The 24344-nt window shown below is 65.3% G+C and carries 19 protein-coding genes; 2 read left to right on the top strand and 17 right to left on the bottom strand.

Annotation, left to right across the window (positions count from 1 at the left end; all coding sequences use genetic code 11):
* Positions 1 to 59: 59 nt before the first annotated feature.
* From G3N58_RS22015 to G3N58_RS22080, 15 genes are all read right to left on the bottom strand, one after another.
* Entirely contained in the window at positions 60 to 1496 is a 1437-nt protein-coding gene (locus G3N58_RS22015; RefSeq protein WP_167283847.1) for a catalase, read from the bottom strand.
* A gap of 265 nt (positions 1497 to 1761) precedes the next feature.
* On the bottom strand, positions 1762 to 2190 hold the full coding sequence (locus G3N58_RS22020) for a DoxX family protein (RefSeq protein WP_167041388.1): 429 nt from the start codon (positions 2188 to 2190) through the stop codon (positions 1762 to 1764).
* 522 nt (positions 2191 to 2712) lie between these two features.
* The gene (locus G3N58_RS22025; protein ID WP_206000218.1) at positions 2713 to 3750 is read right to left on the bottom strand and encodes a Gfo/Idh/MocA family oxidoreductase; all 1038 of its coding nucleotides are present in this window, start codon (positions 3748 to 3750) and stop codon (positions 2713 to 2715) included.
* Between the two features lie 129 nt (positions 3751 to 3879).
* Positions 3880 to 4848: a Gfo/Idh/MocA family oxidoreductase gene (locus G3N58_RS22030; protein WP_205192795.1), complete on the bottom strand. Its 969-nt coding sequence runs from the start codon at positions 4846 to 4848 to the stop codon at positions 3880 to 3882.
* 226 nt (positions 4849 to 5074) lie between these two features.
* Complete coding sequence (locus G3N58_RS22035; RefSeq protein WP_167283808.1) at positions 5075 to 6184, bottom strand: Gfo/Idh/MocA family oxidoreductase; 1110 nt, start codon at positions 6182 to 6184, stop codon at positions 5075 to 5077.
* Between the two features lie 79 nt (positions 6185 to 6263).
* Positions 6264 to 7310: a porin gene (locus G3N58_RS22040; RefSeq protein WP_206000219.1), complete on the bottom strand. Its 1047-nt coding sequence runs from the start codon at positions 7308 to 7310 to the stop codon at positions 6264 to 6266.
* 143 nt (positions 7311 to 7453) lie between these two features.
* Positions 7454 to 8260 (bottom strand): SDR family oxidoreductase, encoded by an 807-nt coding sequence (locus G3N58_RS22045; RefSeq protein ID WP_206000220.1) that lies wholly within the window; start codon positions 8258 to 8260, stop codon positions 7454 to 7456.
* On the bottom strand, positions 8257 to 9165 hold the full coding sequence (locus G3N58_RS22050; protein ID WP_206000221.1) for an aldose 1-epimerase: 909 nt from the start codon (positions 9163 to 9165) through the stop codon (positions 8257 to 8259). The genes G3N58_RS22045 and G3N58_RS22050 overlap by 4 nt, the downstream gene beginning before the upstream one ends.
* 2 nt (positions 9166 to 9167) lie before the next feature.
* The gene (locus G3N58_RS22055) at positions 9168 to 10001 is read right to left on the bottom strand and encodes an aldolase/citrate lyase family protein (protein WP_241017203.1); all 834 of its coding nucleotides are present in this window, start codon (positions 9999 to 10001) and stop codon (positions 9168 to 9170) included.
* Between the two features lie 10 nt (positions 10002 to 10011).
* Positions 10012 to 11757, bottom strand: a complete 1746-nt coding sequence (gene araD, locus G3N58_RS22060; RefSeq protein WP_205192793.1) for an L-arabinonate dehydratase — start codon at positions 11755 to 11757, stop codon at positions 10012 to 10014.
* 2 nt (positions 11758 to 11759) lie between these two features.
* The gene (locus G3N58_RS22065) at positions 11760 to 12575 is read right to left on the bottom strand and encodes a TSUP family transporter (protein WP_345889889.1); all 816 of its coding nucleotides are present in this window, start codon (positions 12573 to 12575) and stop codon (positions 11760 to 11762) included.
* Entirely contained in the window at positions 12572 to 14698 is a 2127-nt protein-coding gene (locus G3N58_RS34245) for an alpha-glucosidase (protein WP_277396981.1), read from the bottom strand. Before G3N58_RS34245 ends, G3N58_RS22065 begins: the two co-directional genes overlap by 4 nt.
* Positions 14646 to 16394, bottom strand: a complete 1749-nt coding sequence (locus G3N58_RS22070) for a solute:sodium symporter family transporter (RefSeq protein ID WP_167283804.1) — start codon at positions 16392 to 16394, stop codon at positions 14646 to 14648. Before G3N58_RS22070 ends, G3N58_RS34245 begins: the two co-directional genes overlap by 53 nt.
* Positions 16395 to 16519: 125 nt before the next feature.
* The gene (locus G3N58_RS22075; protein WP_167041361.1) at positions 16520 to 17983 is read right to left on the bottom strand and encodes an NAD-dependent succinate-semialdehyde dehydrogenase; all 1464 of its coding nucleotides are present in this window, start codon (positions 17981 to 17983) and stop codon (positions 16520 to 16522) included.
* Positions 17984 to 18006: 23 nt separating this feature from the next.
* Positions 18007 to 18897, bottom strand: a complete 891-nt coding sequence (locus tag G3N58_RS22080; protein ID WP_206000223.1) for an SMP-30/gluconolactonase/LRE family protein — start codon at positions 18895 to 18897, stop codon at positions 18007 to 18009.
* Between the two features lie 197 nt (positions 18898 to 19094).
* Between G3N58_RS22080 and G3N58_RS22085 the strand changes: the two genes are divergently transcribed.
* Entirely contained in the window at positions 19095 to 20156 is a 1062-nt protein-coding gene (locus G3N58_RS22085; RefSeq protein ID WP_205990223.1) for a LacI family DNA-binding transcriptional regulator, read from the top strand.
* Between the two features lie 271 nt (positions 20157 to 20427).
* On the opposite strand, the gene G3N58_RS22090 is transcribed toward G3N58_RS22085, so the two are convergent.
* The gene (locus G3N58_RS22090; RefSeq protein WP_206000224.1) at positions 20428 to 21954 is read right to left on the bottom strand and encodes an altronate dehydratase family protein; all 1527 of its coding nucleotides are present in this window, start codon (positions 21952 to 21954) and stop codon (positions 20428 to 20430) included.
* Between the two features lie 185 nt (positions 21955 to 22139).
* Here G3N58_RS22090 and G3N58_RS22095 point away from each other — a divergent pair, with 185 nt between their 5' ends.
* The gene (locus tag G3N58_RS22095; protein WP_167041352.1) at positions 22140 to 22853 is read left to right on the top strand and encodes a FadR/GntR family transcriptional regulator; all 714 of its coding nucleotides are present in this window, start codon (positions 22140 to 22142) and stop codon (positions 22851 to 22853) included.
* A gap of 120 nt (positions 22854 to 22973) precedes the next feature.
* Here G3N58_RS22095 and G3N58_RS22100 read toward each other — a convergent pair whose 3' ends face one another.
* Positions 22974 to 24158 (bottom strand): porin, encoded by a 1185-nt coding sequence (locus G3N58_RS22100; RefSeq protein ID WP_167041349.1) that lies wholly within the window; start codon positions 24156 to 24158, stop codon positions 22974 to 22976.
* Between the last annotated feature and the right edge of the window lie 186 nt (positions 24159 to 24344).

Genomic DNA, 24344 nt, shown 5'->3' on the forward strand with positions numbered 1-24344 from the left:
CACATGCAAGGCATGCACAACAGCGGCAACCGGTCATGACGGCACGCCCCGCCAACGCGTTACTTCTTCTCGCTCGCGAGTCGTGCAAGCGCCGCTTCGATACCCGCGGCATAGTCCGGATCGGCTTTTGCGCAATTGCCGATGTGACGCTGCTGAATGTCCTTCGACACGCCGGCAAGCTGCCGCGCCGTGTTATCGAACAGCGTCTGCCGTTGCGCCGCATTCATGCTTCTGAAGAGAATGCCCGGCTGCTGATAGTGATCTTCGTCGACGCGATGATCCCAATGAGCGGCCGCGCCGTCGAGTTCGAGCGGCGGCTCGTTGAGTTGCGGCTGATCGATCCAGACGCCCTTGCTGTTCGGCCAGTACGACGGCGTGCCGCCGAGGTTGCCGTCGGTGCGCATCGCGCCGTCGCGATGATAGCTATGGAACGGGCACTTCGGCGCATTGACGGGGATATGGTTGAAGTTCACGCCGAGCCGGTAGCGTTGCGCATCCGGATACGAGAAGAGGCGCGCCTGCAGCATCTTGTCCGGCGAATAGCCGATACCGGGCACGATGTTCGACGGCGAAAACGCGACCTGCTCGGTTTCGGCGAAGAAGTTCTCCGGATTGCGGTTCAGTTCGAAATAGCCGACTTCGATCAGCGGATAGTCGCCCTTCGGCCACACCTTCGTCAGATCGAACGGATTGAACTGGAATGCCTTGGCCTGCGCATCCGTCATGACCTGAATGAGCAAGGTCCAGCGCGGAAAATCGCCGCGCTCGATGCTGTCGAACAGATCGCGCTGATGCGTCTCGCGGTCCTTGGCAATCAGTGCTTCCGCTTCCGAATCGCTCAGGTTCTCGACGCCCTGCTCCGTGCGGAAATGGAACTTGACCCACGTGCGTTCGTTCTCGGCATTGATGAAGCTATAAGTGTGGCTGCCGAAACCGTGCATATGGCGGAACGTACGCGGAATACCGCGCTCGCTCATTACGATCGTGACCTGGTGCAGTGCTTCGGGCAGCAGCGACCAGAAATCCCAGTTGCTCTCGGCGCTGCGCATGCCGGTACGCGGATCGCGCTTGATCGCGTGGTTCAGATCGGGGAACCGCAGCGGGTCGCGGAAAAAGAACACCGGCGTGTTATTGCCGACCATGTCCCAGTTGCCTTCGTCGGTATAGAACTTCAGCGCGAAGCCGCGAATGTCGCGCTCGGCATCCGCCGCGCCGCGTTCGCCGGCCACCGTCGAGAAGCGCGCGAACAGCGGCGTCTGTTTGCCGACTTCCGCAAACATCTTCGCCTTCGTGTAGCGCGTGACGTCGTGCGTCACCGTGAACGTGCCGTAAGCGCCCGCGCCCTTCGCATGCATGCGGCGCTCCGGGATCACCTCGCGATCGAAATGCGCAAGCTTCTCGATCAGCCAGACGTCCTGCAGCAGCGCGGGGCCACGCGGGCCGGCCGTCTGAATGTTGACGTTGTCGCTGACGGGAGCACCGGCCGCATGGGTCATGTTCGGTTCCGTCGATTTTTGGACCATGGTTGTTTTCCTTGAAACCCTATCAATGGGAAGCTGCAGCGAAACGACGAGCGGCGATACGCCGCGATCATCATTCGCTGCATCGGATCTACTGCGTGGGGAATCTATACAGGCAAGGCAGGCTCAACCGAAGGAGCGCATCGTGCGAAGGCGCGGGCGCATCGCATGCGATGACGGCCAATCCGTGGACATCTCCGCGAAAAAACCGCCCCGATGCGCTCGCCCGAGCCGACGCCCTTTACTGCCGATGCTCCCGATCGGCCAATATCGATGCGAGCACGCAGCCGCCAATCAGGCCGATATGCTCGAAGAAGGCGTTACGGTCGGTGAAGCGCACGATGGTATCGGGGTCGGCCCAGAACGGATAAGCGATTGCGGCGGCACTGGCGGTGAATACGCCCAGCGCGCCGGCGGCGAGCCAGGTCAGGCGGCTGCTGATGACGGCCAACGAAGCGCCGAGTTCGATAAAGATCGTCACCGCGATGATCGGTACGGCAGGATGCAGACCCAGGGCGTGAGCCTCGGCCAATGCGCCCTTCAGATTGAGTAGTTTCGCAATACCGCTTGTCCAGTACGGAAAGGTCAGAGCGATACGTGCCAGCAAACCAAACCATCGATTTTCGAGCAGGCGGACAATGGGCGCAGGTGTCAAAGCGAATATCTCCATCAATGCGGCGGCGAGTCCGCGAGTGCGGACTCATGCGAATAGCGGCCCGTGCGTGCGGTGAAAAAAGCGGCGCACAGCGGCCTCGTACCCAACGGGAAATGCCTTGTGGCTTTGCCGATCCGGCGGGCGGTTCAGCGCTATGGGTGCGCTAATTGTAGGGGGACGGCCGTGCGCAAACCGCGCATTCCAACGGAACCGTTCGTGCAAATATGCGGATATGCGCGTGAATGCCGAGTGCCTGCATCGATGCGCGACGAACTCGCGAGAAGCTTGCTCAGCGGGAGAGAGACAGTACTGTCGAACTCAATTTGAATTCGATAAAAGACCGGTTATCAAAGACAGAAAATCTGTATTGACGATAATGCAATGACGTTATGCGATACGCCGCCGCTATCTCCGTCGGAGACGCGAGCGGCTGCCGTCTGCAAGATAGCAAGCCCGCAAGCTCGCGGCGGCAACCGCCAATGCAGCCGCAACGCGGGCGCAACGTAGATGCAAGAAAGCGCCCGCGAAAGAGCCGCCTCAGGCCTGCCGCACGAATGGCAGCGTGCGGCCTTCCCTCGCGCTTTGCATCGCGAGGTCGATCAGCGTCATGACGTCGATAACGTCCTGCGGGCTCACCGGGAACGGCTTGCCTTCGCGAACTGCCGCCGCAAGCGCGCGATACAGATCCGCATAATTGCCGGCGGCATTGGGCACTTCGCGGTCGGCCGGCTGGCCGTCGTCGCGCAACACATGCAACTGGCCAACTCCGTTACCTTCGCCGAAACCGGGCTGGCCCGGGTACAAGCCGGCCTTGAGTTGCGCTTCCTGCGCATCGAACCCGTGCTTCAGATAGCTGCCGCGCGTACCATGAATCGCGAACCGCGGCGCATACGTGGCGAGCGCGCTGGCGTGCAGCACGGCGTCGTGGCTCGGGTAGCGCAACACGAGGTGAGCAAAATCGGGCGCACCCGCCTGCTCGCGACGCGTCTGGACGAACGCGGCGACCGACTCGGGCGCGCCGAACAGCGCGAGCGCCTGATCGATCAGATGCGGACCGAGGCCATAGAGCAGGCCGCCGCTGCGCGCGGCAGCCTGGCGCGCGCCCAGGCCGAGGCGGTCGAAATGCGACTCGTAGCGCGTGATGCGGCCCAGCTCGCCGCTCGCGACCAGTTCGCGCACGGTGAGGAAGTCGCCGTCCCAGCGGCGGTTGTGGAACGGCGCGAACACGAGGCCGCGCTGCTTCGCGATGGCCGCGAGCGTGCGCGACTCCGCGGCGGTCAGCGTGACGGGCTTGTCGACGAGTACATGCTTGCCGTACTCGAGCGTGCGGCGCGCGAGGTCGAAGTGCGTGTCGTTGGGCGTCGCGATCACGACGCATTCGACAGCATCGAGCGCGAGCAGCGCGTCGAGGCCGGCGACGATCGCCGCCTCGGGGTAGTCGGCCTGGGCACGTTCGCGCTGGCTCGTCGCGATCGCGGCCAGTCGCGCCGCACCGCTATGCGCGATCACGGGCGCGTGAAAGAACTGGCCGGAGAAGCCGTAGCCGATCAGGCCGATTTGCAACGGTGCAGTCATGAGGCGCTTTCTCCTGTCAGCGGATGGACGGCGCAGCGCAAGCCGCTGCCGCGAATGGTGCGAGTGGCGCAAGCCTGTCATGCAAGGCATGGGCGCTCGCGCGCCACGCCGGGTGTGCAGCCCGCATCGCTAGGCGAGGATCTGGTCGACGATCACCTGATTGTTCAGCGAGCTTTCGAGCGAAAAGGCCACGTCCTCCTGCTCGCCGAATACCGTCCGCGCGAAGTCTTCCACCATCAACTGATACTGATCGACGCCGTCGAACGTGGTGATGTGGGTCTCGCCGGTGCGATCGTCGCGATGCCGCACCACGGACGGACCATAGACGCCCGGATTGAACGGCGCATCGAGACTCATCCAGCCATGAGTGCCATGAAACGCCATTTCCTGCCGGCGCGCTAGCTGGGTTCCGCAGTAGAACTGCATCGAGAAGCCGGGAAACTCCAGCGTGCCGCTCGTAAAGCAATCGGTGCCGAAACGCGGATCGATCACCACATCCGCCTGCACCGAAGTCGGTTCGAGCCCCGTTGCGATGCGCGTCGTGACCACCGGATAAACGCCGATGTCGCGCACGCCGCCGCCGCCGAGTTCGCGGTTGTTGCGAAATGCGTTGGGGTCGTCGTTGAAATAGGTAAAGCATCCTTCGACGCGCTTCAGTTCTCCCAACAGGCCCTGCGCGAGACTGTCGCGCACGAAGGCCCATTGCGGATGATGCGCGACCATGAATGCCTCGGCGCACACGAGCCCCGTCGCGTCGCGCAAGGCGATCAGTTCGCGGACCTCGTCCGCTCGCAGCGCGATCGGTTTTTCGCAGAGCACGTGCTTGCCGGCCGCCAGTGCTTTCTTGCACCACTCGAAGTGATGCGCCGTCGTCAGCGGAATATAAACGGCGTCGACGTCGTCGCTCTCGACCACTGCTTCGTAGCTGTCGAGCACCTGATCGATCTGATGCTGCCGCGCAAATGCTTGCGCGCGCGCGGCATCGCGGCTCGCGACGGCGGTGACGCGGGCGTTGCCCGAATTCCGGATCGCGGGCACCACGCGCTTATCGGCAATTTTCGCGGCGCCCAATACGCCCCAGCGCAAAATTTGAGTCATCGCTATTTCCATTCACTTGAATTGATTACCCGGTAACGAAACGGCGGGCGCGGATGCCTGCGCAGCATCCGCGCCCGCGCGGCCTGGTCAACGAGATGACGGCTGGTCTTTCATGGCTTCGTTTCACGGCAGCGGATTCACTGCCATGACTCACTGCCATGACTCACAGCCATGATTTACTGCCGCGATCCATGGCCGTCATTCACCACAGCCGCCATGCACAGCCTCAATCCAGCTTCGGAATCTCGATCACGCGATTTTCCTTGATGGACTGCTCGGCCGCCAAACCGATCATCACGGCCTTCAAACCGTCCTGCAACGAGACTTCGACCGGCTTGCCTTCGAGCACCGCACGCTGGAACCCGAGATGCTCGAAATACGTCGAGCCATGGTGCGCGCCGATGCTGAGCAGCTTCTCGTCGACCTCGACCGTGCGCCGCACCGGCCCCTTCGGATCGCGCGGGCTCACCACCAGTTCGGCCTGCTGCTCGCCGCGGCCGGGCCAGTGCTTGCTTGCGCCCGGCACGAGGCACTCCACCTTACCCTGGTCGCCGACCGCCGCAAAGACTTCCTGCCAATACTCGCCGTCCGCGAACATGCAGAGGTCGAGGCTCGCGCGCCGGCCGCTTGCGAATTCGACGATCACATAGGCGTGGTCGATGATATCGGGCGTCTTGCCGTCATACCGCTCGTCGCGATGGTTGACGTCGGCGCCGCCCGAGGCGAACACGCGCACGGCTTCGTCGCCGACGACGAGACGCATCAGGTCGAAGAAGTGGCAGCACTTCTCGACCAGCGTGCCGCCCGTGCGCTCGGAGAAGCGGTTCCAGTCGCCGACCTTGGTCAGGAACGGATGACGATGCTCGCGAATCGAGAACATCCGCAAATCGCCGATCGTGCCCGCGCGAATCTCGTCGATCATCGCCGTCATCGGCGGCATGTAGCGGTACTCCATGCCGACCCACAGCGGCGCGCGATGCGCCTTCGCGGCGGCGGCCAGATGCCGGCAATCTTCCATCGAGGTACACAGCGGCTTTTCGACCAGCGTCGGGAAAGCCTTCGGCGCGGCGAAAATATCGTCGAGCACGGCCCGATGCGTATCGTTCGGCGTCGCCACGACGAGCACGTCGCAAGCGTCGCTCGCGAGCAGATCGCGATAGTCCGCGAACACCTTCACGTCGTCGCGCCCGGCCGCCTGCTTCGCGCCGGCAATCGATTCCGCATGCGGATCGGCCAGTGCCGTGACGACCGCGTTCGGCAGCAGCGCGATATTGCGCAGGTGTTCCTGTCCCATCATCCCGGCGCCGATCACGCCGTATCTAAGCGGTGCATTCATACCTTTCTCCTTGCTTGATAAAAAACGATTCGATGCGCGTTGCGCGTGTCGTCGCGACTTCGCTCAGCGCATGCGAAACTCAGAAAGACGTGCGCAAGCCGGCCGTCACCACCCACGGATCGAAGCCCGGCGTCACCGTCGCATAATTCGGGTTCAGCAGTCCGAACCCCTGATTCGAATGGCTGTTGTTCGAGATCATCGAAGCATAGCCATACAGTTGCGTGCGCTTCGACAGGAAGTACACATAGCCCACGTCGTACGCCATCGCGCGCGCATTCGCGCTCTGGATGCGCCGCGCGACACCGAGTTCGATGTCGCCGTGGCCCGCCGGAATCTTCGCGTTGACGAGAAACGCGGACGCAAACCAGTTGGTCGAATCGGTGCGCTTCGAATAGACGTAGTTGGTGCCGATGAAGTTGCCGCCATAGCCATACGTTGCGGCAACGACCTGCGTCAGTTGCGACGACGGCGTCAGCGTGGTCGTGTTCGCGTAGTACTGGTAGCGATTGACCGCGTAGCCGAGCATCATGCCGAAGCGCTGGTACATCACGTTCATGCCGACGTTGCGGCCGTCGGCCGTTTGACCCGAAGCGTTCTGCGAGCCGAACGAATAACCGATTTCGCTCGACAGGCCGTAGTAGTTCGGCGTGCGGTAACGCACGGCGTTCGGATAGAAGCCGCCCGTGCCCGACTTGCCGAGCGTCGACGAGTGTTCCAGCGACATGATCGCGGCCGGGTTCGAAAGACCGTAGGTCGAGACGTCCGAAGCCAGAAACACCCAGTAAATCGGCAGATACATGTAGCCCGCGTCGACGCTGCCGTACTGCGTGCTCGACAACCCGACCGACGCGCCGCGATTGAACAGCGTCGAGCCGCCGGCCACACCCGTATACGTGCTGAAGCCGGTTTCGAGCTGGAAGTTCGCCCGGTAGCCGCCGCCCAAGTCTTCGCTGCCGCGAAAGCCGAAGCGCGAGGCCTGCAGGTTGCCGCTCGCGGCCATCGCCGTCGGGCTCACGTTGTCGTTGAATTTGCCGTACTGCAAGGCCGAATCGACGATCCCATACAGCGTCAGCGTCGATTGCGCCCACGCGGTGGAATGCCCCGCCGCAGCCAGCGCTGAGAACATTAATCCATTTCGCAGGCACGAGCGTACCCGCGCGCCCTTTTTCAGGCGCTTTTTCGTGTAAAGCATCAGAGATCTCCAGAGATGTTTATTTTTTACTTCGGGTCTGCTTACCTATTGAACGCACGGGAACCGCCGCTACCCTCCTATCCGACTACCGACACCTGAGCGAGTCCCGCGTCGACGACCAGGTTCTGTCCCGTGATCGCCATCGCCTGCGGGCTTGCGAGAAACAACGCAGCGTCCGCGACATGCTCGGGCACGACGCGATATTTCAGACACTGCAAATCGAGAAACTGCTGATCGGCGGCGGGATCGCGCCACAGCGCCGTCTGCCGTGGCGTGACGACGGCGCCCGGCAGCACCGCGTTGACGCGGATGCCGTGCTCGCCGAGCTCGCGTGCGAGCGTGCGCGTGATCCCCGAAATCGCCGCCTTCGAAGCCGTGTAGCCGATCAGGTTGGGACGCCCGCGCAGCCAGGAGATCGAGCCGAGATTGATGATCGAGCCGCCGCCCGCCTCGCGCATGCCGGGCGCCACGCGCTGCGTCGCGAACACGTGGTGCGTCAGATTGACGGCCAGCATCTCGTGCCACATCTCGACCGAGAGATCGTCGAGCGCATGGCGCGTATCGCGGCCCGCGTTGTTGACCAGCGTGCGGATCGTCCCGAGCTGGCGCGCCGCCACGTCGAGCACGGCGCGATAGGCGTCGATGTCGCACACGTCGCAGCGCGCGAACCATGGGCGCAGGCGCTCGACCGCCGCGCTCGGCGCCGCGTTGCCGAGCCGCTCGCAGAGCGCATGGCCGGCTTCTTCGTCGAGATCGCAGAAGGCCACCTGCGCGCCCTGCTCCCAGAACGCTTCGACGAGGGCCGCGCCGATGCCCGACGCGCCGCCCGATATGAACGTCACCTGTCCGGCGAGCGCCGGATACAGCGGACGGTTTGAATTCATGCTTGTCTCCTGTTGCCGAATGGGGCGGCGAATGTGGCCGGAAGTGCCTGCAATGCGATCGACATGTGCGCCTCGAGCGCGGCGCCGGGCGCGAGCACGTGCATCGGCGGCGCGTTGCCGTTCAGCGCGTTGTTCGCATGGCTCACCGGCTCGAAGGCGAAAAACGGCTGCCCGGCCGGGCGAAACAGCACGGCACAGCGCAGCGTGTCGCCCGCTGCAATCGCGATCCGGTGATGCGGCGTGTCGATCGTCGCGGCACCGCTCCAGCCGGTAAAGCAGTTGTCGACGACGGTGTCGTCGAGCGCGCCGAACGCGGACGGCGACACGCTCGCGCACGGCAGATCGTCGGCGTCGGTCACCAGCATCGCGGCCCATTCAGTCGCGAGCGTGGTCGGTCCCGCCTCCGTATCGAGCGGAAAGAACGGATGCCAGCCCGCGCCGCACGGCGCGGCCTCGGCGCCGGTATTGACGATGCGCAGGCTCAGCCGCAGCACGTCGCCGTCGATCTCGATGCGCTGCCGCGCGTCGAATGCGAACGGCCAGTGTTCGTCGGGCGTGTGCACGAGCCGCATGTCGAGCGCGCTCGCCTCGCTCTCCGTCACTTGCCAGGGCTGCTGAAAACCGACGCCATGAATCGCGTGCTGGATTCCGGCCAGGTTATTCGTCAAGGTGTACTGCGTATCGCCGAAACGAAACGCGCCGAACGCGATGCGATTCGAAAACGGCACGAGCGGATAGCATGCGCTCTTGCGCACGTTGCGTGCCGAAAGCTCGGCGTCCGGCATCGGGCGCAGCACATCGCGGCCATGCCAGCGCGCATCGACGATCGCGCCGCCGAGCGAGGGCGCGATGCGCAGTTGCCATGCGTCGCTACGCAGCGCGAACAGTTTCGGAGTGCCTGGCATGGTTAGTACGGCCCGCCCGCGTTGGCGCTGACCTGAACCTTGTCCAGCGCGGCGATGAAAGCGCCGGCCTGGCGCATCATCATGCCGAGGTCGGACGCGATCGCCACGTAGTCGTAGCCCATCGCGACGAACTCGCTGACCATCTCGGGCGTCGGCCCGACGATGCCGATCGGCATGCCGATCGCGTTCGCCCGGCGCGCGCAATCGGCCAGCGCGGCGCGCACGTCCGCATCGGCCAGATTGCCGATCTTGCCCATCGCCGCCGACAGATCGCCGGGCCCGACGAACAGCGCGTCGACGCCGGGCACGGCCGCGATCTCTTCGAGCCGCGTAATGGCCTCGGGTGTTTCGAGTTGCACGATGCAGGCGGTCGCTTCATTGGCGCGCTTGCCGAACTCGCTCCAGGTGCCATAGCGGCTCGCGCGATGCATCGCCGCGAAACCGCGCGTGCCGAGCGGCGGGAACTTGATCGAGGCGACGGCCGCGCGCGCCTCTTCGGGACTCTGCACATACGGGAACATCAGCGTGGCCGCGCCCATGTCGAGCGCCCGCTTCGCGAGGGTCGCGTCGTTGCGCGCGAGGCGCACGATCGACGCCGCGCCGCCGCATTCGACGGCTTGCAGCATATGCAGCACGTCGGTGAATTCGAGCGGCGCGTGCTCCATGTCGATCAGCAGCCAGTCGAAACCGGCGTGGCCGAGCGCTTCGGCGGTCGACGCCGCGCCGGACATCAGCCAGGTGCCGAGCGGATGCGCGCGCATCGTGCTGTCCGCGGTGCGCTTCAGCGCGTCGCGAAACGCGTTGCGCGACGGGTCCTGCTTGCTTCGGTTGCTCATCATGTGCGTCCTAGAAAATGGGTGGCTCGACGGGTTCTTCGAAGCCCGTCAGAAAGTCGAAGTCGCAGCCCTTGTCCGCTTGCGAAACATGCTCCACGTACAGGCGGATATAGCCGCGCTTGCGCGGCTTCGGCGGCGCGTGCCAGTCGGCGCGGCGACGCGCCAGTTCGTCGTCGGTCAGCAGCACGTCGAGGCGGCCGGCTGCCACGTCGAGTTCGATCGTGTCGCCGGTGCGGATCAGCGCGAGCGGTCCGCCCGCCGCCGCTTCGGGCGCGACGTGCAGCACGCAGGTGCCGTAGTGGGTGCCGCTCATGCGCGCATCCGAGATGCGCACCATGTCGCGCACGCCGGCCGCGAGCAGCTTCTTCGGAATCGGCAGGTTGCCCCACTCGGGCATGCCGGGCGCGCCGACCGGGCCGCCGCCGCGCAGCACGAGCACGGTGTCCGCGTCGACGTCGAGTGCGGGGTCGTGAATCTTCGCGTTCATCTCGGCGATCGAATCGAACACGAGCGCGCGGCCGCGATGCTTCATCAGATGCGGACTCGCCGAGCTCGGCTTGATGACCGCGCCGCTCGGCGCGAGATTGCCGCGCAGCACGCCGAGCGCCCCGCGTTCGCTGACCGGATCGGTCAGCGGCCGGATCGCGTCCTCGCCCTGCGGACGCTGCCCCGCTTCGAAGCGCGCGAGGTTCTCGCCGAGCGTCGCGCCCGTGACGGTCATGCAGTCGAGCGACAGATGCGCCTTCACGACGCCCAGCAAGGCCGGGATGCCGCCCGCGTAATAGAAGTCTTCCATGAGCCGCTGGCCGGACGGAAACACGTCGGCCAGCACCGGAATGCGCTTGCCGACGCGCTCGATGTCGTCGAGCGTGAGCGGCACGTTGCCGCGTCCGGCGATCGCGATCGTATGAATCGCCGCGTTCGTCGAACCGCCGAGCGCCATGTAGGTCACGATGCCGTTCTCGACCGACTCGTGCGTGAAGAAGCGGCTCGGCTTCAGGTCTTCCCAGACCATTCCGACGATGCGCTCGCCGCTCGCGGAGCACATCCGCGTATGCGAGGCGTCCATCGCCGGAATGCTCGTCGCGCCCGGCAGCGTGAAGCCCATCGCCTCGACGATCGAGGTCATCGTGCTGGCCGTGCCCATCGTGTTGCAGGTGCCGGGCGCGCGCGTCATGCGCGCTTCGAGCGAAATCCATTCGGGCTGCTCGATATTGCCGGCCACGTATTCGTCCCAGAACTTCTTCGTGTGCGTGCCCGCGCCGACCACCTGGCCGCGATGCCGGTCGCTGAGCATCGGGCCGGCCGGCACGAAGATGCACGGCAGGTCCGCCGACAGCGCGCCCATCATCAGGCCGGGCGTGGTCTTGTCGCAGCCGCCCATCAGCACCGCGCCGTCGATCGGCAGCGAGCGCAGCAATTCCTCGGTTTCCATCGCGAGAAAATTGCGGTAGATCATCGTGGTCGGCTTGACCATCACTTCGCCGAGCGACATCGCCGGCAGTTCGAACGGCATGCCGCCCGCCTGCAGAATGCCGCGCTTGACGGCTTCGGCGCGCTCGCGCAGATGCGCATGGCACGGCGACAGATCGCTCCACGTATTGATGATGCCGATCACCGGGCGCGACATGAATTCCTCGCGGCGCAACCCCATCTGCTGCAGGCGCTGACGATGCGCGAACGAACGCATGTCGTCGGGCGCGAGCCAGCGCTGGCTGCGCAATTCGCTGAGTTGTTTGAGTTTTCGTTGCACCATGTTCAAGCCGTGAGGTTGCCAGATTGATAAATAAGCGCCGCCGTCTTCGCGTGCGCCGCCGTGCCGGCGCCGGTGATAGCCGGCGCGACGAGACTGCCGCCCGCGATCGCCAGCAGCACGAAGACCACGCGCCGCACCGCGACCGGAGACCAGTTCGGCGGATACCGGCGCGCGAGCCAGGTGACGACCAGCACGACCGGCAGCGCCTCGAGGCTCAACGCCACCGAAGCCGCGTCGAAACGGTGCTGGGCCAGCACGATGATGAGCCGCAGCACGGCGTTGATCGCGAACAGCAGCACCAGCGTATCGCGCACGACGATGCGATCGAGCGGCTGGCGATACAGATGAAACACCATCGGCGGACCGGCGCTCGCGAACACGCCGCCCATTACGCCCGAAATACCGCCGTAAAACACGAAGCTGGCGGTCGAGCCGAGCTGCGCGCGCGGCTTCGTCTGCACGACCAGCAGCACGCTGCACGCCAGAATTGCCACGCCGAGCGCGAAGCGCACCGCGCCGATCGCGTTGTCCGACAGCCACGCCAGCAGGCACGCGCCGATCGCCACGCCGACGAGGCTGCTGCCATACGACGGCACCAGCAGGCTGCGCGGCAGGGCCGGTACGCGGCGCACCAGCATCGCGGCATTGGCCAGTATCATCATCGTGACGACATTTGCCGCGACCGGCAACGGCGCGAGATGGAACACTGCGACGAGGCCGAGCAGCACGAGCCCGAACGCGAAGCCGGTCAGGCTCTGCGTAAACGTCGCGGTCGCTACGCAGACCGCGAACAGCAGATGATGCAGAAACGCGCTCACTTCGCGTCCTTCCCGAGCGTCAGCAATTGCGCCTCGCGCGCGGCGCCGTGGCGCACGAAGACCGGCGGCTCGCCGAGCGGCGCGGCGACCTCGACATGCTGGCCGCCTTCGTAGCGCGTGCCGCTCCATAGATGCGTCCACGCATCGCCTTGCGGCAGGTAGACGCGCCATTGCGTGACGTCGGCCGCATGCACCGGCGCGACCAGCAGATCGCGGCCGTACAGGTAGTGGTCCTGGATCGCGTAGGTCGCGCGATCCTGCTCGTAGTGCAGGAACAGCGGACGCTGCAGCGGCAGGCCGCGCGACGCCGCCTCGTCGACGAGTTCGCGCACGTACGGCTTCAGCGCGACGAACACGCGCGTCATGCGCGCGAAGTGCGCGAGCACCGCGTCGTTCTGCCAGAACTGGAAGTTCTCGTCGGGCCGGTTGCCTTCGTGCGTGCGCATCATCGGCGTGAAGGCCGCCATTTCCGCCCAGCGCTGGAACAGCTCCGGCGTGCGCGTATTGCCGAACAGGCTCGTGTAGCCGCCGATGTCGCTATGGTGATAGGCATTGCCGAGCAGCCCCGACGACAACGCGCCGCAGATTACGGTCTGCAAGCCGTCGTGGCGCGTGAAGTCGACCGACTGGTCGCCGGCCCACAGCAGCGGGCAATGCGCCTGCACGCCGGTATAGCCCGCGCGCATGAAGAACACCGCGTCGCCGGTGCGGCCCGCCGCCGCGATCGCGCGCGCGTTCGCCTCTGCCCACAGCGTGGGCCACGCGTTGTGCATCAGCTTGGCGTCGACGCCGTTGGCGAGCGTCACGTCGATCGGCAGGTATTCGCCGAAATCCGCCATCCAGCCGTCGAGGCCCTGGTCGAGCATCTCGCCGCGAATCACCCGCTCTTCGAACCAGCGCGCCGCGGCCGGGTTCGTGAAATCGACCACGCCGCAATCGAACTCGCCGAAATCGACCAGATAGTCGCTGCCGTCGGCGCGCGTCGCCAGATAGCCGGCGGCCTTCGCCTCGGCGTACAGCGTGCCGTCGTTGCACAGATACGGGTTCACATAGCCGAGAAAGCGCACGCCGCGCGCGTTGAGCTGCTTCACCCATTCGGCGTGGCCGGGGTAGCGCGTTTCGTTCCAGCGCCAGTCCCAGAAGAGCCGCTTGCCGAACGAGGTCTGACGAATGCCGACCCAGTCCTCGCACCACAGGCCGCTCACGGCCAGGCCCGCCGCCACGCTTTGCTCCATGATCCGCTGCGCGTGGTCGCGGCCGTTCTTCAGGCCGAGAATCGCGCCGTCCATCACCCACGCGGGCAGCGCGGGCTGGCGGCCGAAGCGTTGCGAGACGCGCTCGACGAGCGTGGGGTAATCATCGGCGAGGATGAACTCGAAGCGCTCGGGAATCGCCCAGAATTGCAGTTCGTGACGCTCGGCATGACGGAAATCGAAATCGGCATAGGCCGTCGTTTCCGCGTGCAGGCAGTACTTCTGCGACGACACGAAGGTCGGCTGCGGATAGTTGGTGTGGTAGTAATCGCCGCCCGCCTTCGCGGTCGTGTCGGCCTGCCACGTCAGATAGGTGTGCTTGTCGCGGCCCACGCCGGGCTCCGAGGTCCAGAGCGGGAAATGGCGGCCGCGCAGATCGAAATACGACATCTGCTCGCCGCAGCCCCACACGTGCTCGTCGTGCTGCGCGGGCACGCGCCACCACAGGCGGTTGAGGCCGTCGCGCGCCGACAACTCAAGCTGCACGCCGTGCGCCGACTGGCTGGCGACGATCGTCAGTTCCGGCTTCGCCTGCACGTCGCGGGCCAGCTCGATGCGCGCGCCGCCGTCCGGCAGCGGCGTGAGCCGCGCATCGCGCAGCGCGACGCGCTCCTCGACGTAATCCTCGATGTCGAAGTTGCCGCGATACATGTCCATCCGCTCGACGCCGCATCCCACGAATACGGCCGGCGCATGCGGCGTGTGCTCGAACAGCGTGCGGCCCGCCACGCGCAATACCAGCTTGCCATCCGCTTCTGTCTGCCAGTTCATCGGTTTTTTCCTTGCCTGTTCTGTTCGTTGGGTCGATCCCGGTCCGTCAATGTCCGCCCGATTCGTTCGCCGAACTGTTCCATTCGAGGCGCCGCTCATGAGCCAGCGTCCAGCGGCGGAACACCGCCATCAGCACGAGCGCGACAGCCCATGTCAGCGCGATAAAGACCTGGTACTGGACCGTGACGCCGCCGTGGCGCGCGACGCCGAGCGGCGACATGGTGAGATAGATGGTCACGAGCATCGCCATCAGGAACACGCTCATGGTGCTGGCGTGACGCCACGGCGTCATGTCGCCGGTGCGCCGCAGTTGCGGCTCGTAGGCCGTCGCGCGGCGGTGGCGCCGGCCGAGCACCAGCATCAGCGAGACTTCGAACACGAACAGGATGCCCATCACGTGCACGAAGTTGATGCCGAACTTCTTGTCGAGCTGGAACAGCAGGATGCCGAACGCGTAGATCAGCACGTGCAGCAGCAGCACGATCTTCGCTGGGAACGCGCCGACCCGCTTGCTGAAGAAGCCCACCAGCACGACCGCGATGATCGGGATGTTGTAGAAGCCGGTGAAACGGCGCATCAGGATGTAGATGCCGTCCGGCGCGTACATCAGCAGCGGTGCGATCAGCAGCGAAATGACGGCGATCGCCACGCTCGCGCTCTTGCCGACGCGAATCAGTTTCTCGTCGCTGGCATCGGGCTTCCATGCGCGATAGAAGTCGAAGGCGATCAGCGTCGCCGTGCTGTTGATGACCGCGTTGAAGTGGCTCATCACCGTGCCGAACAGCACCGCGACGAAGAAGCCCTTGGCCCACCACGGCAGCACGTCCGCCACCAGTTGCGGATAGGCGAGATCGGGACGGCTCAGCGGATGGCCCGCATACAGATGGAACGCGATGATGCCCGGCACCATCATGATGAGCGGCACGAGCAGCTTCATCATGCCCGACAGCAGCACGCCCTTCTGGCCTTCGGCGAGGTTCTTCGCCGCGAACGTGCGCTGCACGATCGACTGGTTCGTACACCAGTAGAACAGGTTGGCGAAGATCATGCCGGTAAACAGCGTGCCGAACGGCACCGAATCCTTCGGACCGCCGATCGCCGAGAGTTTCTCCGGCGCCTGGGTCGTGATGATGTGCACGCCGGAGAAGAAGTCGCCATGTCCGAGCGCGAGCAGGCCGAGCACCGGCACCATCAGGCCGCCGATCAGCAGGCCGATGCCGTTGATCGTGTCGGACACCGCCACCGCCCGCAAGCCGCCGAACACCGCATACATCGCGCCGATGATCCCCGACATCCAGACCAGGATCGTGATCGTGCTCGCGTACGACATGCCGAACAGCGCCTGCACGCCGAACACCTGGTTGAACGTGATCGCGCCGAGATACAGGCCGGCCGGGTTCACCACCAGCATGTAGCCGACCACGAAGAACGCGCTCACCACGCGCCGCGTGGTCGCGTCGTAGCGTTCCTCGAGAAACTGCGGCAGCGTCGAGAAGCCGCCGCGCAGGTAGCGCGGCAGGAAGAACATCGCCAGCGCCACGGTCGCGACGGCCGCCGTGCATTCCCAGGCCATTGCCGAGAGGTTGTTCGCGTAGGCGTCGCCGTTCAGGCCGACCATCTGCTCGACCGACAGATTGGTCAGCATCATCGAGCCGGCGATGAACCAGCCCGTCAGCCCGCCGCTCGCCATGAAATAGCCGCGCGCGCCGTGATCCTTCGCGCGACGCGTGAACAGGTACGACACGAAGCCGACCAGCGCGGTGAAAAAAGCAAAGCTCAGTATGGTGAAAATCATTGTCTCCTCATCTCTCTCTGAGGCCGCCGGCGGACTTGTATTGAGGCTTTTCCGGCCGGCAACCCGCGCGCCACTTTTCGCAGCGCTGCGATTTTTGCACGAGACGTTCGTGCGAGATCATGCCGTTATGCCACCTGCATGCACAAGTACTTCATTTCCAGATACTCGTCGATGCCGTATTTCGAACCCTCGCGTCCGAGCCCCGACTGCTTGACGCCGCCGAACGGCGCTTCCGCTGTCGAGATCAGCCCCGTGTTGATGCCCACCATGCCGAATTCCAATGCTTCCGCGATGCGCCACACGCGCGCCATGTCGCGCGTGTAGAAATAGCTGGCGAGACCGAACTCCGTGTCGTTAGCGAGCGCAATCACGTCCTGTTCGTCGGTGAAGCGCATGACGGGCGCGACCGGGCCGAAAATCTCCTCGCGCGCGACGCGCATGCCGGGCGTGACGTTCGTCAGCACAGTCGGCGCGTAGTGGCGCGCGGTCGCGCCGTCGAATGCCAGCGGCTCGCCACCGCACAGCACCTGCGCGCCGTGCGCCTTGGCATCGGCGACCAGCTCGCCCACCTTGGCGAGCGCGCGATCGTCGATCAGCGGGCCGATCTGCGTCGACGCGGCACGGCCGTCGCCGCAACGCAGCTCGCGCACGCGCGCCGCGAGTTTGTCGACGAAGGCATCATAAATGCCGGCCTGCACGTAGAAGCGGTTCGCGCACACGCAGGTCTGCCCGGCATTGCGGTACTTCGAAATCAGCGCACCTTCGATGGCGGCGTCGAGATCGGCGTCGTCGAACACGATGAACGGCGCGTTGCCGCCCAACTCCAGCGACAGCTTCTGGATATGCCGCGCGCCCTGCTCCATCAGGCGCGCGCCGATGTCGGTCGAGCCCGTGAACGACAGCTTGCGCACGATCGGGTTGCCCGTCAGTTCCTCGGCGATCCGCTGCGCGTTGCCCGTCACGACGTTGAGCACGCCGGCCGGAATGCCCGCGCGCTCGGCCAGCACGGCCAGCGCGAGCGCCGACAGCGGCGTCTGCGAGGCGGGCTTGAGCACCATCGTGCAACCCGCCGCGAGCGCCGGCCCCGCCTTGCGGGTAATCATCGCCGCCGGGAAATTCCACGGCGTGATGGCCGCGCAAACGCCGACCGGCTGGCGAATCGTGACGAGCCGGCGGTCGTTCGACGGCGTGGCGATCACGTCGCCGTCGACCCGCCGCGCCTCCTCGGCGAACCATTCGATGAAGCTCGCGGCAAACGCGATCTCGCCCTTCGCCTCGGCCAGCGGCTTGCCCTGCTCGGCCGTCATCAGCAAGGCGAGGTCGTCCTGGTGGGCGAGCATCAGGTCGTGCCATTTGTGCAGCAGCACCGCGCGGGCTTTGGCCGTCAGCGCGCGCCACGACGGCAGCGCCGCCTGCGCCGCGGCGATCGCCTCGCGCGTTTCGGCGGCCGCCATCGACGGCACGCTGGCAATCAACTCGCCCGTCGCCGGGTCGGTGACGTCGAGCGTGCGGCCGTCGTGCGCCGCGCGCCATGCGCCGCCGATCAGGCATTGCGTGCGCAACAGGGAAAGGTCTTTCAGATCAGGCATGTCGGGTTCCGTCAATAAAAGATTCAAGCGGATGCGCGCCAGCGTGGCTCGGCCAGTCCGGGCACCTCGGTGCGCAATGCAAAGATGCCGCCGGCCAGCGGCTCGCGGTCGAGTTCGTCGGCGCCGCGCCCCGCGCGCGCCGACGTGATGTAGAGCGTGCGCAGATCGTCGCCGCCGAATGCGCACATGGTCGGGCAGCGCACCGGCAGCCGATGCACCGCATCGACCTGGCCGTCGGGCGTAAAGCGCACCACCCGCCCGCCTTCGTAGAACGCGCTCCAGTAGTAGCCTTCAGCGTCCACGGCGGCGCCATCGGGGCGGCCGCGGTCGTCCGGGGTCGGCTCGATGCGCGCCCACACTTCGCGCGCGCCGCATTGGCCCGTCGCGGCGTCGTACGCGCTGCGGTAAATCGTGAAGTTGGGCGTATCGGAGTGATACAGCCAGCGCTGGTCCGGGCTGAACGCAAGACCGTTCGACGTCAGGAGCCCCGCGCTCAGCGCGTCGAGCCGGCCGCTCCCGTAGCGATAGAGATGCGCGTTGCCGCCCGCCTTCGGCTCGTCGATCGTGCCGGCGAAAAAACGGCCCGCGGCATCGCAGCGGCCATCGTTGAAGCGGCTCGTGCGCACGTCCTCGGGATTGGCGGCGAGGCATTCGAGCGGCCGCGCGTTCTCGTCGAGCGTCCAGATGCCCGAGCGCAGGCCGGCGATGAAACCGCCCGCCTCGTTCAGCGCGAAGCAGCCGATGTGCTCCGGCACGGCCAGCGCTGTGTCGACGCCGGTGGCCGGATCGAAGCGATGCAGCGCCGGTTCGAGAATGTCGACCCAGTAGAGCACGCCGGCCCGCTCGTCCCAACGGGGGCATTCGCCCAGTTGGGCGCGGACATCGAGCACGCAGCGTAAATCGGATGAAGGCATGGGGGCACCGTGTTCCTTGTTCAGGCCGCGCGACTGAAATCGCAGCGCTGCGAAATAATAGCGCTATTAAATTTGCAAGTGTTACCAGGGTTAGTACGGCTTCAATAACCCGTTGCGCTGCGTCGAATGCCGTCGGGTCAATTACAATTGGGGTTTGCGCCCACCGCGGCGCGTGTTTTTTCGACCGTTTGCAGCCTATGCCACAGACAACAATCAAGGCACCGCGCACCCGGCGCAGCACCAACCGTGTCACGATGGAAGACGTCGCCGCTCGCGCGCGCGTCTCCGCCAGTTCCGTTTCGCTGTTTCTCCGCAATCCCGAGGCCGTTTCGTCGCGCATCGCGCCGCGCATCAGCAAAGCCATCGAAGTGCTCGGCTACGTGCCGAATCTGCTGGCGGGCAGCCTCGCCGCCGCGCGCACGCGCGCGATCGGCGTGGTGGTGCCGTCGCTCGGCAACGCGTTCTTTTCGGCGACGGTCGGCCGCATGCAGAAGGAATTCGACCAGCACGGCTACCAGCTGCTGCTCGGCGCATCCGAATACGACCCCGGCCGCGAGGCGGACCTCGTGCGAACCTTCCTGTCGTGGTCGCCGACCGCGCTGGTCGTGACCGGCTGCCGGCACGGCGACGAAACACGCGCGCTGCTGCGCACCGCGCGCCTGCCGGTCGCGGAAATGTGGGAACTGGGCGAACAGCCGTTCGATCTGCAAGTCGGGTTTTCCCATTACGAGGCAGGCGCCGCGATCGCCCAGCATATGCTCGACATCGGCGCACGCCGTGCCGCCTTCATCGGCGCACGCATGACGAGCGACGTGCGCGCCCGGCAGCGCTGCGAAGGTTTCCGCATGGCGATGCTGAAGGCGGGCCTCGACGTGCGCGTCGAAGACATCCCGGGCGACGCCACGCCGCGCGCAGGGGCGCGCGCGTTGACGGCGGTGCTCGACGGCATGCCCGACGTCGATGCGCTCGCCTGCTCCAACGACGTGATCGCGCTCGGCGCGCTGTTCGAAGCGCAACGGCGCGGCATCCGGATTCCGCAGCAACTGCGCGTCGCCGGTTTCGGCGATTTGCCGTTCAGCGAGGAATGCGTGCCGCCGCTCACGACGGTTCAGCCGCGCGCGGCCGAGATCGGCCGGCGTATCGCCGAGGAACTGATCGCGCGCGTGGAAGCGCCCGAAGACAACGACGAGCCGCGCATCGTCGATGTCGGCTTCGAACTGGTCGTGCGGGCCAGCACGCAAAGCCCGGCGGTGGATTAGCGGGTGTTGTGGGCTTGCGTTGCGGTGCCGCGGAAGCATCTTCGAGGTCGGCTTTGGGCTCGCTTCTGAACTCTCTTCAGAGCCCGATTCAGAGCCCGCATCAGAGCCCATAAGCGCTGGCGCCGCACGGCGAGTTTCGCGCGACGTCCGTCGTCCGGTCCCATGCGGCATGGCCGCCGCGACGGACGCCAACCCAAGCTCAACCGTATCAACGCACCCACACGCCAACGCGCCGCTATCGGCCTGGTCGCCGCGGCGGCGCGCGCGGCACTTACATCTGCGCGCCGATCATCCAGGGCACGAATTCCTCGTTACCCACGCCGAGCGCTTCGCTCTTGCTCTTACCGCCCGACGCGACCTCGACGATCATGCGGAAAATTTCCTCGCCCTTCTGCTCGACGCTCGCCGTGCCTTCCATGATCTCGCCGCAATTGATGTCCATGTCGTCGACCATGCGCTTGTACATCGTCGAATTGGTCGCGACCTTGATCGACGGCGCCGGCTTCGCGCCGAAGCACGAACCGCGGCCCGTCGTGAACACCACGAGATTCGCGCCGCTGGCGATCTGGCCGGTCGCGCCCATCGGGTCGTAGCCCGGCGCGTCCATGAACACGAGACCATGCGTATCGACCGGCTCGGCGTAGCGATACACGCCCATCAGCGGCGAGGACCCGCTCTTCGCCACCGCGCCCAGCGACTTTTCCAGAATCGTCGTGAGACCGCCGGCCTTGTTGCCCGGCGTCGGGTTGTTGTCGATGCTGCCCTTCTCGCGCTCCGCGTAGGACTCCCACCAGTGAATGCGCTCGACGATCTTCTCGCCCACTTCCTTGCTGATCGCGCGGCGCGTGAGCAGGTGCTCGGCGCCGTAAATCTCGGGCGTTTCCGTCAGAATCGCCGTGCCGCCGTGCCGCACGAGCAGGTCGACGGCCGCGCCCAGCGCCGGATTGGCGGTAATGCCCGAATAGCCGTCCGAGCCGCCGCATTGCAGCGCGATATTGATGTGCGAAACCGGCAGCGGCTCGCGCACGGCCTCGTTGGCCACCGGCAGCATCTTCTCGACGGCGGCGATCGCGGCATCCACGGTCTTTTGCGTGCCGCCTTGCTCCTGCATCACGAGCGGCACGAGCAGCGGGCCCGGCTCGACACCTTCGGCGATGAACATCGCGCCCATCTGGTTCGCCTCGCAGCCGAGGCCGATGATGACCACGCCCGCGAAGTTCGGATGCTTGACATAGCCGCCGATGGTGCGGCGCAATTGCTGGATGCCCTCGCCGTGGTGGTCGATGCAGCAGCCGAAGCTATGCGTGAGCGGGACCACGCCGTCGACGTTCGGATAGGCCTTCAAGGCGTCGGGCGTGGAGAAATGTTGCGCGACGAGCTTGGTGACCGTCGCCGAGCAGTTCACCGTGCTGATGACGCCAATGTAATTGCGCGTCGCGACGCGTCCGTCCGCGCGCCGGATGCCCTGGAACGTGAGCGGCTCCGGCGCGGGCACGACGGCCTTGACGTCCTCGCCGAACGCATAGTCGCGCGCGAACTCGCCCATCGACATGTTGTGCACGTGCACATGGTCGCCGCAGTGAATCGCCTGGGTGGCGAAACCGATGATCTGACCATAGCGCCGTACCGGCGCGCCCTGCGCCACCTCGCGGCAGGCGATCTTGTGAGCGGGCGGAACGTCGGCAGCAACGACGAGGTTGTCGAAATCCGCGAGCGTCGTGCCCGCGGCAATCGCGCCGCGGGTAATCAGAACGTCGTCGTTATCGTGCAGTTTGATTACCAATGAAGTTTGGCTCATCATGGCCTCCTGTATGTGGGTAGCTCCGCCAAGGGGCGTCGAACCTGCGTCGCGGGCGCTTGCCGGATTGGCTTGCATCATGCGGCCGGTCGAACGCCCCGGCAAATTGGTCAGGCCACTTTTCGGCCGGGTCCGCGTGAGCGGTTGCATGAGGGGCTACATGAAAGGCTGCATGAGAGTTGGAAATGGACAGTCATTCGAAAAGCGTGAGCGTGATCGCTCAAACGGTCAGACGAATCGAGACCGACATCAAGGCAGGCTGCTGGCAGGAGAACGAGCGACTCCCGTCCGAGCGGGCGCTGGCCGAGACACTCGGCGTATCGCGCGCGACCGTGCGTGAGGCAATCGCGCGACTGGCGAGCAAGGGGCTTGTCGAAACACGGCGCGGCAGCGGCGTGTATTTGCTCGGCAGCAGACCGGCCAGGCTCGTCGCGCCGTGGCTGCAATTGATTGCCGATACGCAGCCGCTACGCGAGGAGATGTTCGAGTTCCGGCTGGTCTTCGAGTGTGCGGCGGTGCGCTTTGCGGCACAGCGTGCATCGCGCCGCGATCATGAGCGGCTGGAGAGCATCCTCGCGAAAATGCGCGACGCGGTCGCGCGGGCCGACGTCGATTCGGAAGCCGCGACCGACGTCGAGTTTCATGCGGCGCTGACGGCCGCATGCCGCAACCGGCTCATCGAGCAGTTTTATGCCAGCGCCGTGACGGTGTTGCGCGAGCACATCTCGAGCAACACCTATGACGCGACGCTCAACAACAAGAATGCCGTCTCGCAGGCCCGCGCCCGATTGCGCCAGCATGAATCGATCTACTTCGCCGTGCGCGACGGCGATCCCGATGCGGCGCAAGGTGCGATGCTCAAGCACATTCACTATGTCGAGAAGCAGTTCTCCATGTAGGCGCGGCACCAGGCACCGTCGTACTGAATGCTGCGGCAATTCCGGAGATCAGCCAAGGTCAGATAAAGGGCCGGGCCTATATATAGTAAGGCCGGCCCCTCGACGCGCATCGCGCCCAGCTCAGAACTTGTGCCGTAGCGCAAGCCGCACGAACAACTGATGGTTCGACGACGATTCGCCGAGCGAATCGATGTTGGCCCTGGCCTGGCCGCCGAGCGAATTCGTGCCGCTGGCGATCTGATAGATGCCCTCGAAGTAGATATCGGTTCGCTTCGAGAGCGTATCGTTCACGAGGAAGCCGAACTGGTTGAAGTGCTGGTTGCCCAGATCGCCGACAACCGAATTGCCTTTCGTATAGCTATACACGAGGCCGAGGAACCAGGCCGGATTGAACTGGACTTTGCCGTTGACTTCGATGGTGTTGAAGACCGCCGAGGCGCCGTTCAGGTTGCCGATGTTCCCGTATCGCACGTTCGAGTAGTTCGCGCCGATGGCGAAGCGGTCGAACGTATAAGCCGCGCCCGCGACGATATCCTGCCAGGAGCCGGCCGGATGGGCGCCCGCCAGGTAGCCCGAGTTCAGCGGCGAATACGCGCCGGTGGTGGCCGGCGGCGCCGCATTCGCGTTGCTGTTCAACGGCGCCCCGACATTCGACGGGTTCTTGACGAATTCGTACGCGGCACCCGCGACAAGCGCGTTGCGCGAATACAGCACGCCGAAGGTGTAGGCGCTGCTCTGCGAGAAGTCGCCCGCGACACCACCGAGCGTGCCCGTGGCATTCAGCGTGAAGCCGGCGAGATTCGGGCTCGTGTATTTGATCGTGTTGTTGAAGCGGTACGAGCGAATCATGTTGTCGATGTCGCCGGGATGCCCGGCGCTCGTGCCCCACGCGGTCTGCGGACCGAAGGCCGCCGACATGTCCGAGACGCTGTCGTATTGCCGGCCCAGTGTGATCGTACCGAGACGATCCTGCGTAATGCCGACGAAAGCCTGACGGCCGAACATCGTGCCGCCCTGCGCGAGCGCACCGTTGTTGAGGTTCATGCCGGATTCCAGCGTGAAGATCGCTTTCCAGCCTCCGCCGAGATCTTCGGCGCCCTTCACGCCCCATCTCGATCCCCACGGACCGCTTACCGAATCGAGACCGATCTGGCTGCCCCCGACGGTTTTACCGTTGACGACCTGCTTGACGTTGTTGAGGTACTGCACCCCTTCGTCGATGACCCCGTATAGCGTGACGCTGCTTTGTGCGAACGCCGTGGTGGAAAGACCGGCCAAACCGATAGCGAGAAGCTGTCGTTTCATTTTTTTAGACCCTTGTTGTTTAGCTTGCCAATATTTAAGTTCTACAAATCAATACGCCAACGCGTTCCCTGCTGCGGGAATGATCTGGCGTATGGAGCCACACACACCATCGGAACCACATCGTCCGGCCTTGGCGCTCACGCCTCGGGAACGCAGTCGACACGCTCCCGTGCGGCAAGGCCGGAG

Source organism: Paraburkholderia sp. Ac-20342 (assembly GCF_017104985.1).
In the GTDB taxonomy this organism is placed as follows: Bacteria; Pseudomonadota; Gammaproteobacteria; order Burkholderiales; family Burkholderiaceae; genus Paraburkholderia.

What these genes read in the sequence shown, in the direction of transcription:
- G3N58_RS22015 (WP_167283847.1), bottom strand. Translation starts at nt 1,496, where the DNA reads ATGACCCATGCGGCCGGTGCTCCCGTCAGCGACAACGTCAACATTCAG.
- G3N58_RS22020 (WP_167041388.1), bottom strand. Translation starts at nt 2,190, where the DNA reads ATGGAGATATTCGCTTTGACACCTGCGCCCATTGTCCGCCTGCTCGAA.
- G3N58_RS22025 (WP_206000218.1), bottom strand. Translation starts at nt 3,750, where the DNA reads ATGACTGCACCGTTGCAAATCGGCCTGATCGGCTACGGCTTCTCCGGC.
- G3N58_RS22030 (WP_205192795.1), bottom strand. Translation starts at nt 4,848, where the DNA reads ATGACTCAAATTTTGCGCTGGGGCGTATTGGGCGCCGCGAAAATTGCC.
- G3N58_RS22035 (WP_167283808.1), bottom strand. Translation starts at nt 6,184, where the DNA reads ATGAATGCACCGCTTAGATACGGCGTGATCGGCGCCGGGATGATGGGA.
- G3N58_RS22040 (WP_206000219.1), bottom strand. Translation starts at nt 7,310, where the DNA reads ATGTTCTCAGCGCTGGCTGCGGCGGGGCATTCCACCGCGTGGGCGCAA.
- G3N58_RS22045 (WP_206000220.1), bottom strand. Translation starts at nt 8,260, where the DNA reads ATGAATTCAAACCGTCCGCTGTATCCGGCGCTCGCCGGACAGGTGACG.
- G3N58_RS22050 (WP_206000221.1), bottom strand. Translation starts at nt 9,165, where the DNA reads ATGCCAGGCACTCCGAAACTGTTCGCGCTGCGTAGCGACGCATGGCAA.
- G3N58_RS22055 (WP_241017203.1), bottom strand. Translation starts at nt 10,001, where the DNA reads ATGAGCAACCGAAGCAAGCAGGACCCGTCGCGCAACGCGTTTCGCGAC.
- araD (WP_205192793.1), bottom strand. Translation starts at nt 11,757, where the DNA reads ATGGTGCAACGAAAACTCAAACAACTCAGCGAATTGCGCAGCCAGCGC.
- G3N58_RS34245 (WP_277396981.1), bottom strand. Translation starts at nt 14,698, where the DNA reads ATGAGCGGCGCCTCGAATGGAACAGTTCGGCGAACGAATCGGGCGGAC.
- G3N58_RS22070 (WP_167283804.1), bottom strand. Translation starts at nt 16,394, where the DNA reads ATGATTTTCACCATACTGAGCTTTGCTTTTTTCACCGCGCTGGTCGGC.
- G3N58_RS22075 (WP_167041361.1), bottom strand. Translation starts at nt 17,983, where the DNA reads ATGCCTGATCTGAAAGACCTTTCCCTGTTGCGCACGCAATGCCTGATC.
- G3N58_RS22080 (WP_206000223.1), bottom strand. Translation starts at nt 18,897, where the DNA reads ATGCCTTCATCCGATTTACGCTGCGTGCTCGATGTCCGCGCCCAACTG.
- G3N58_RS22085 (WP_205990223.1), top strand. Translation starts at nt 19,095, where the DNA reads ATGCCACAGACAACAATCAAGGCACCGCGCACCCGGCGCAGCACCAAC.
- G3N58_RS22090 (WP_206000224.1), bottom strand. Translation starts at nt 21,954, where the DNA reads ATGAGCCAAACTTCATTGGTAATCAAACTGCACGATAACGACGACGTT.
- G3N58_RS22095 (WP_167041352.1), top strand. Translation starts at nt 22,140, where the DNA reads ATGGACAGTCATTCGAAAAGCGTGAGCGTGATCGCTCAAACGGTCAGA.
- G3N58_RS22100 (WP_167041349.1), bottom strand. Translation starts at nt 24,158, where the DNA reads ATGAAACGACAGCTTCTCGCTATCGGTTTGGCCGGTCTTTCCACCACG.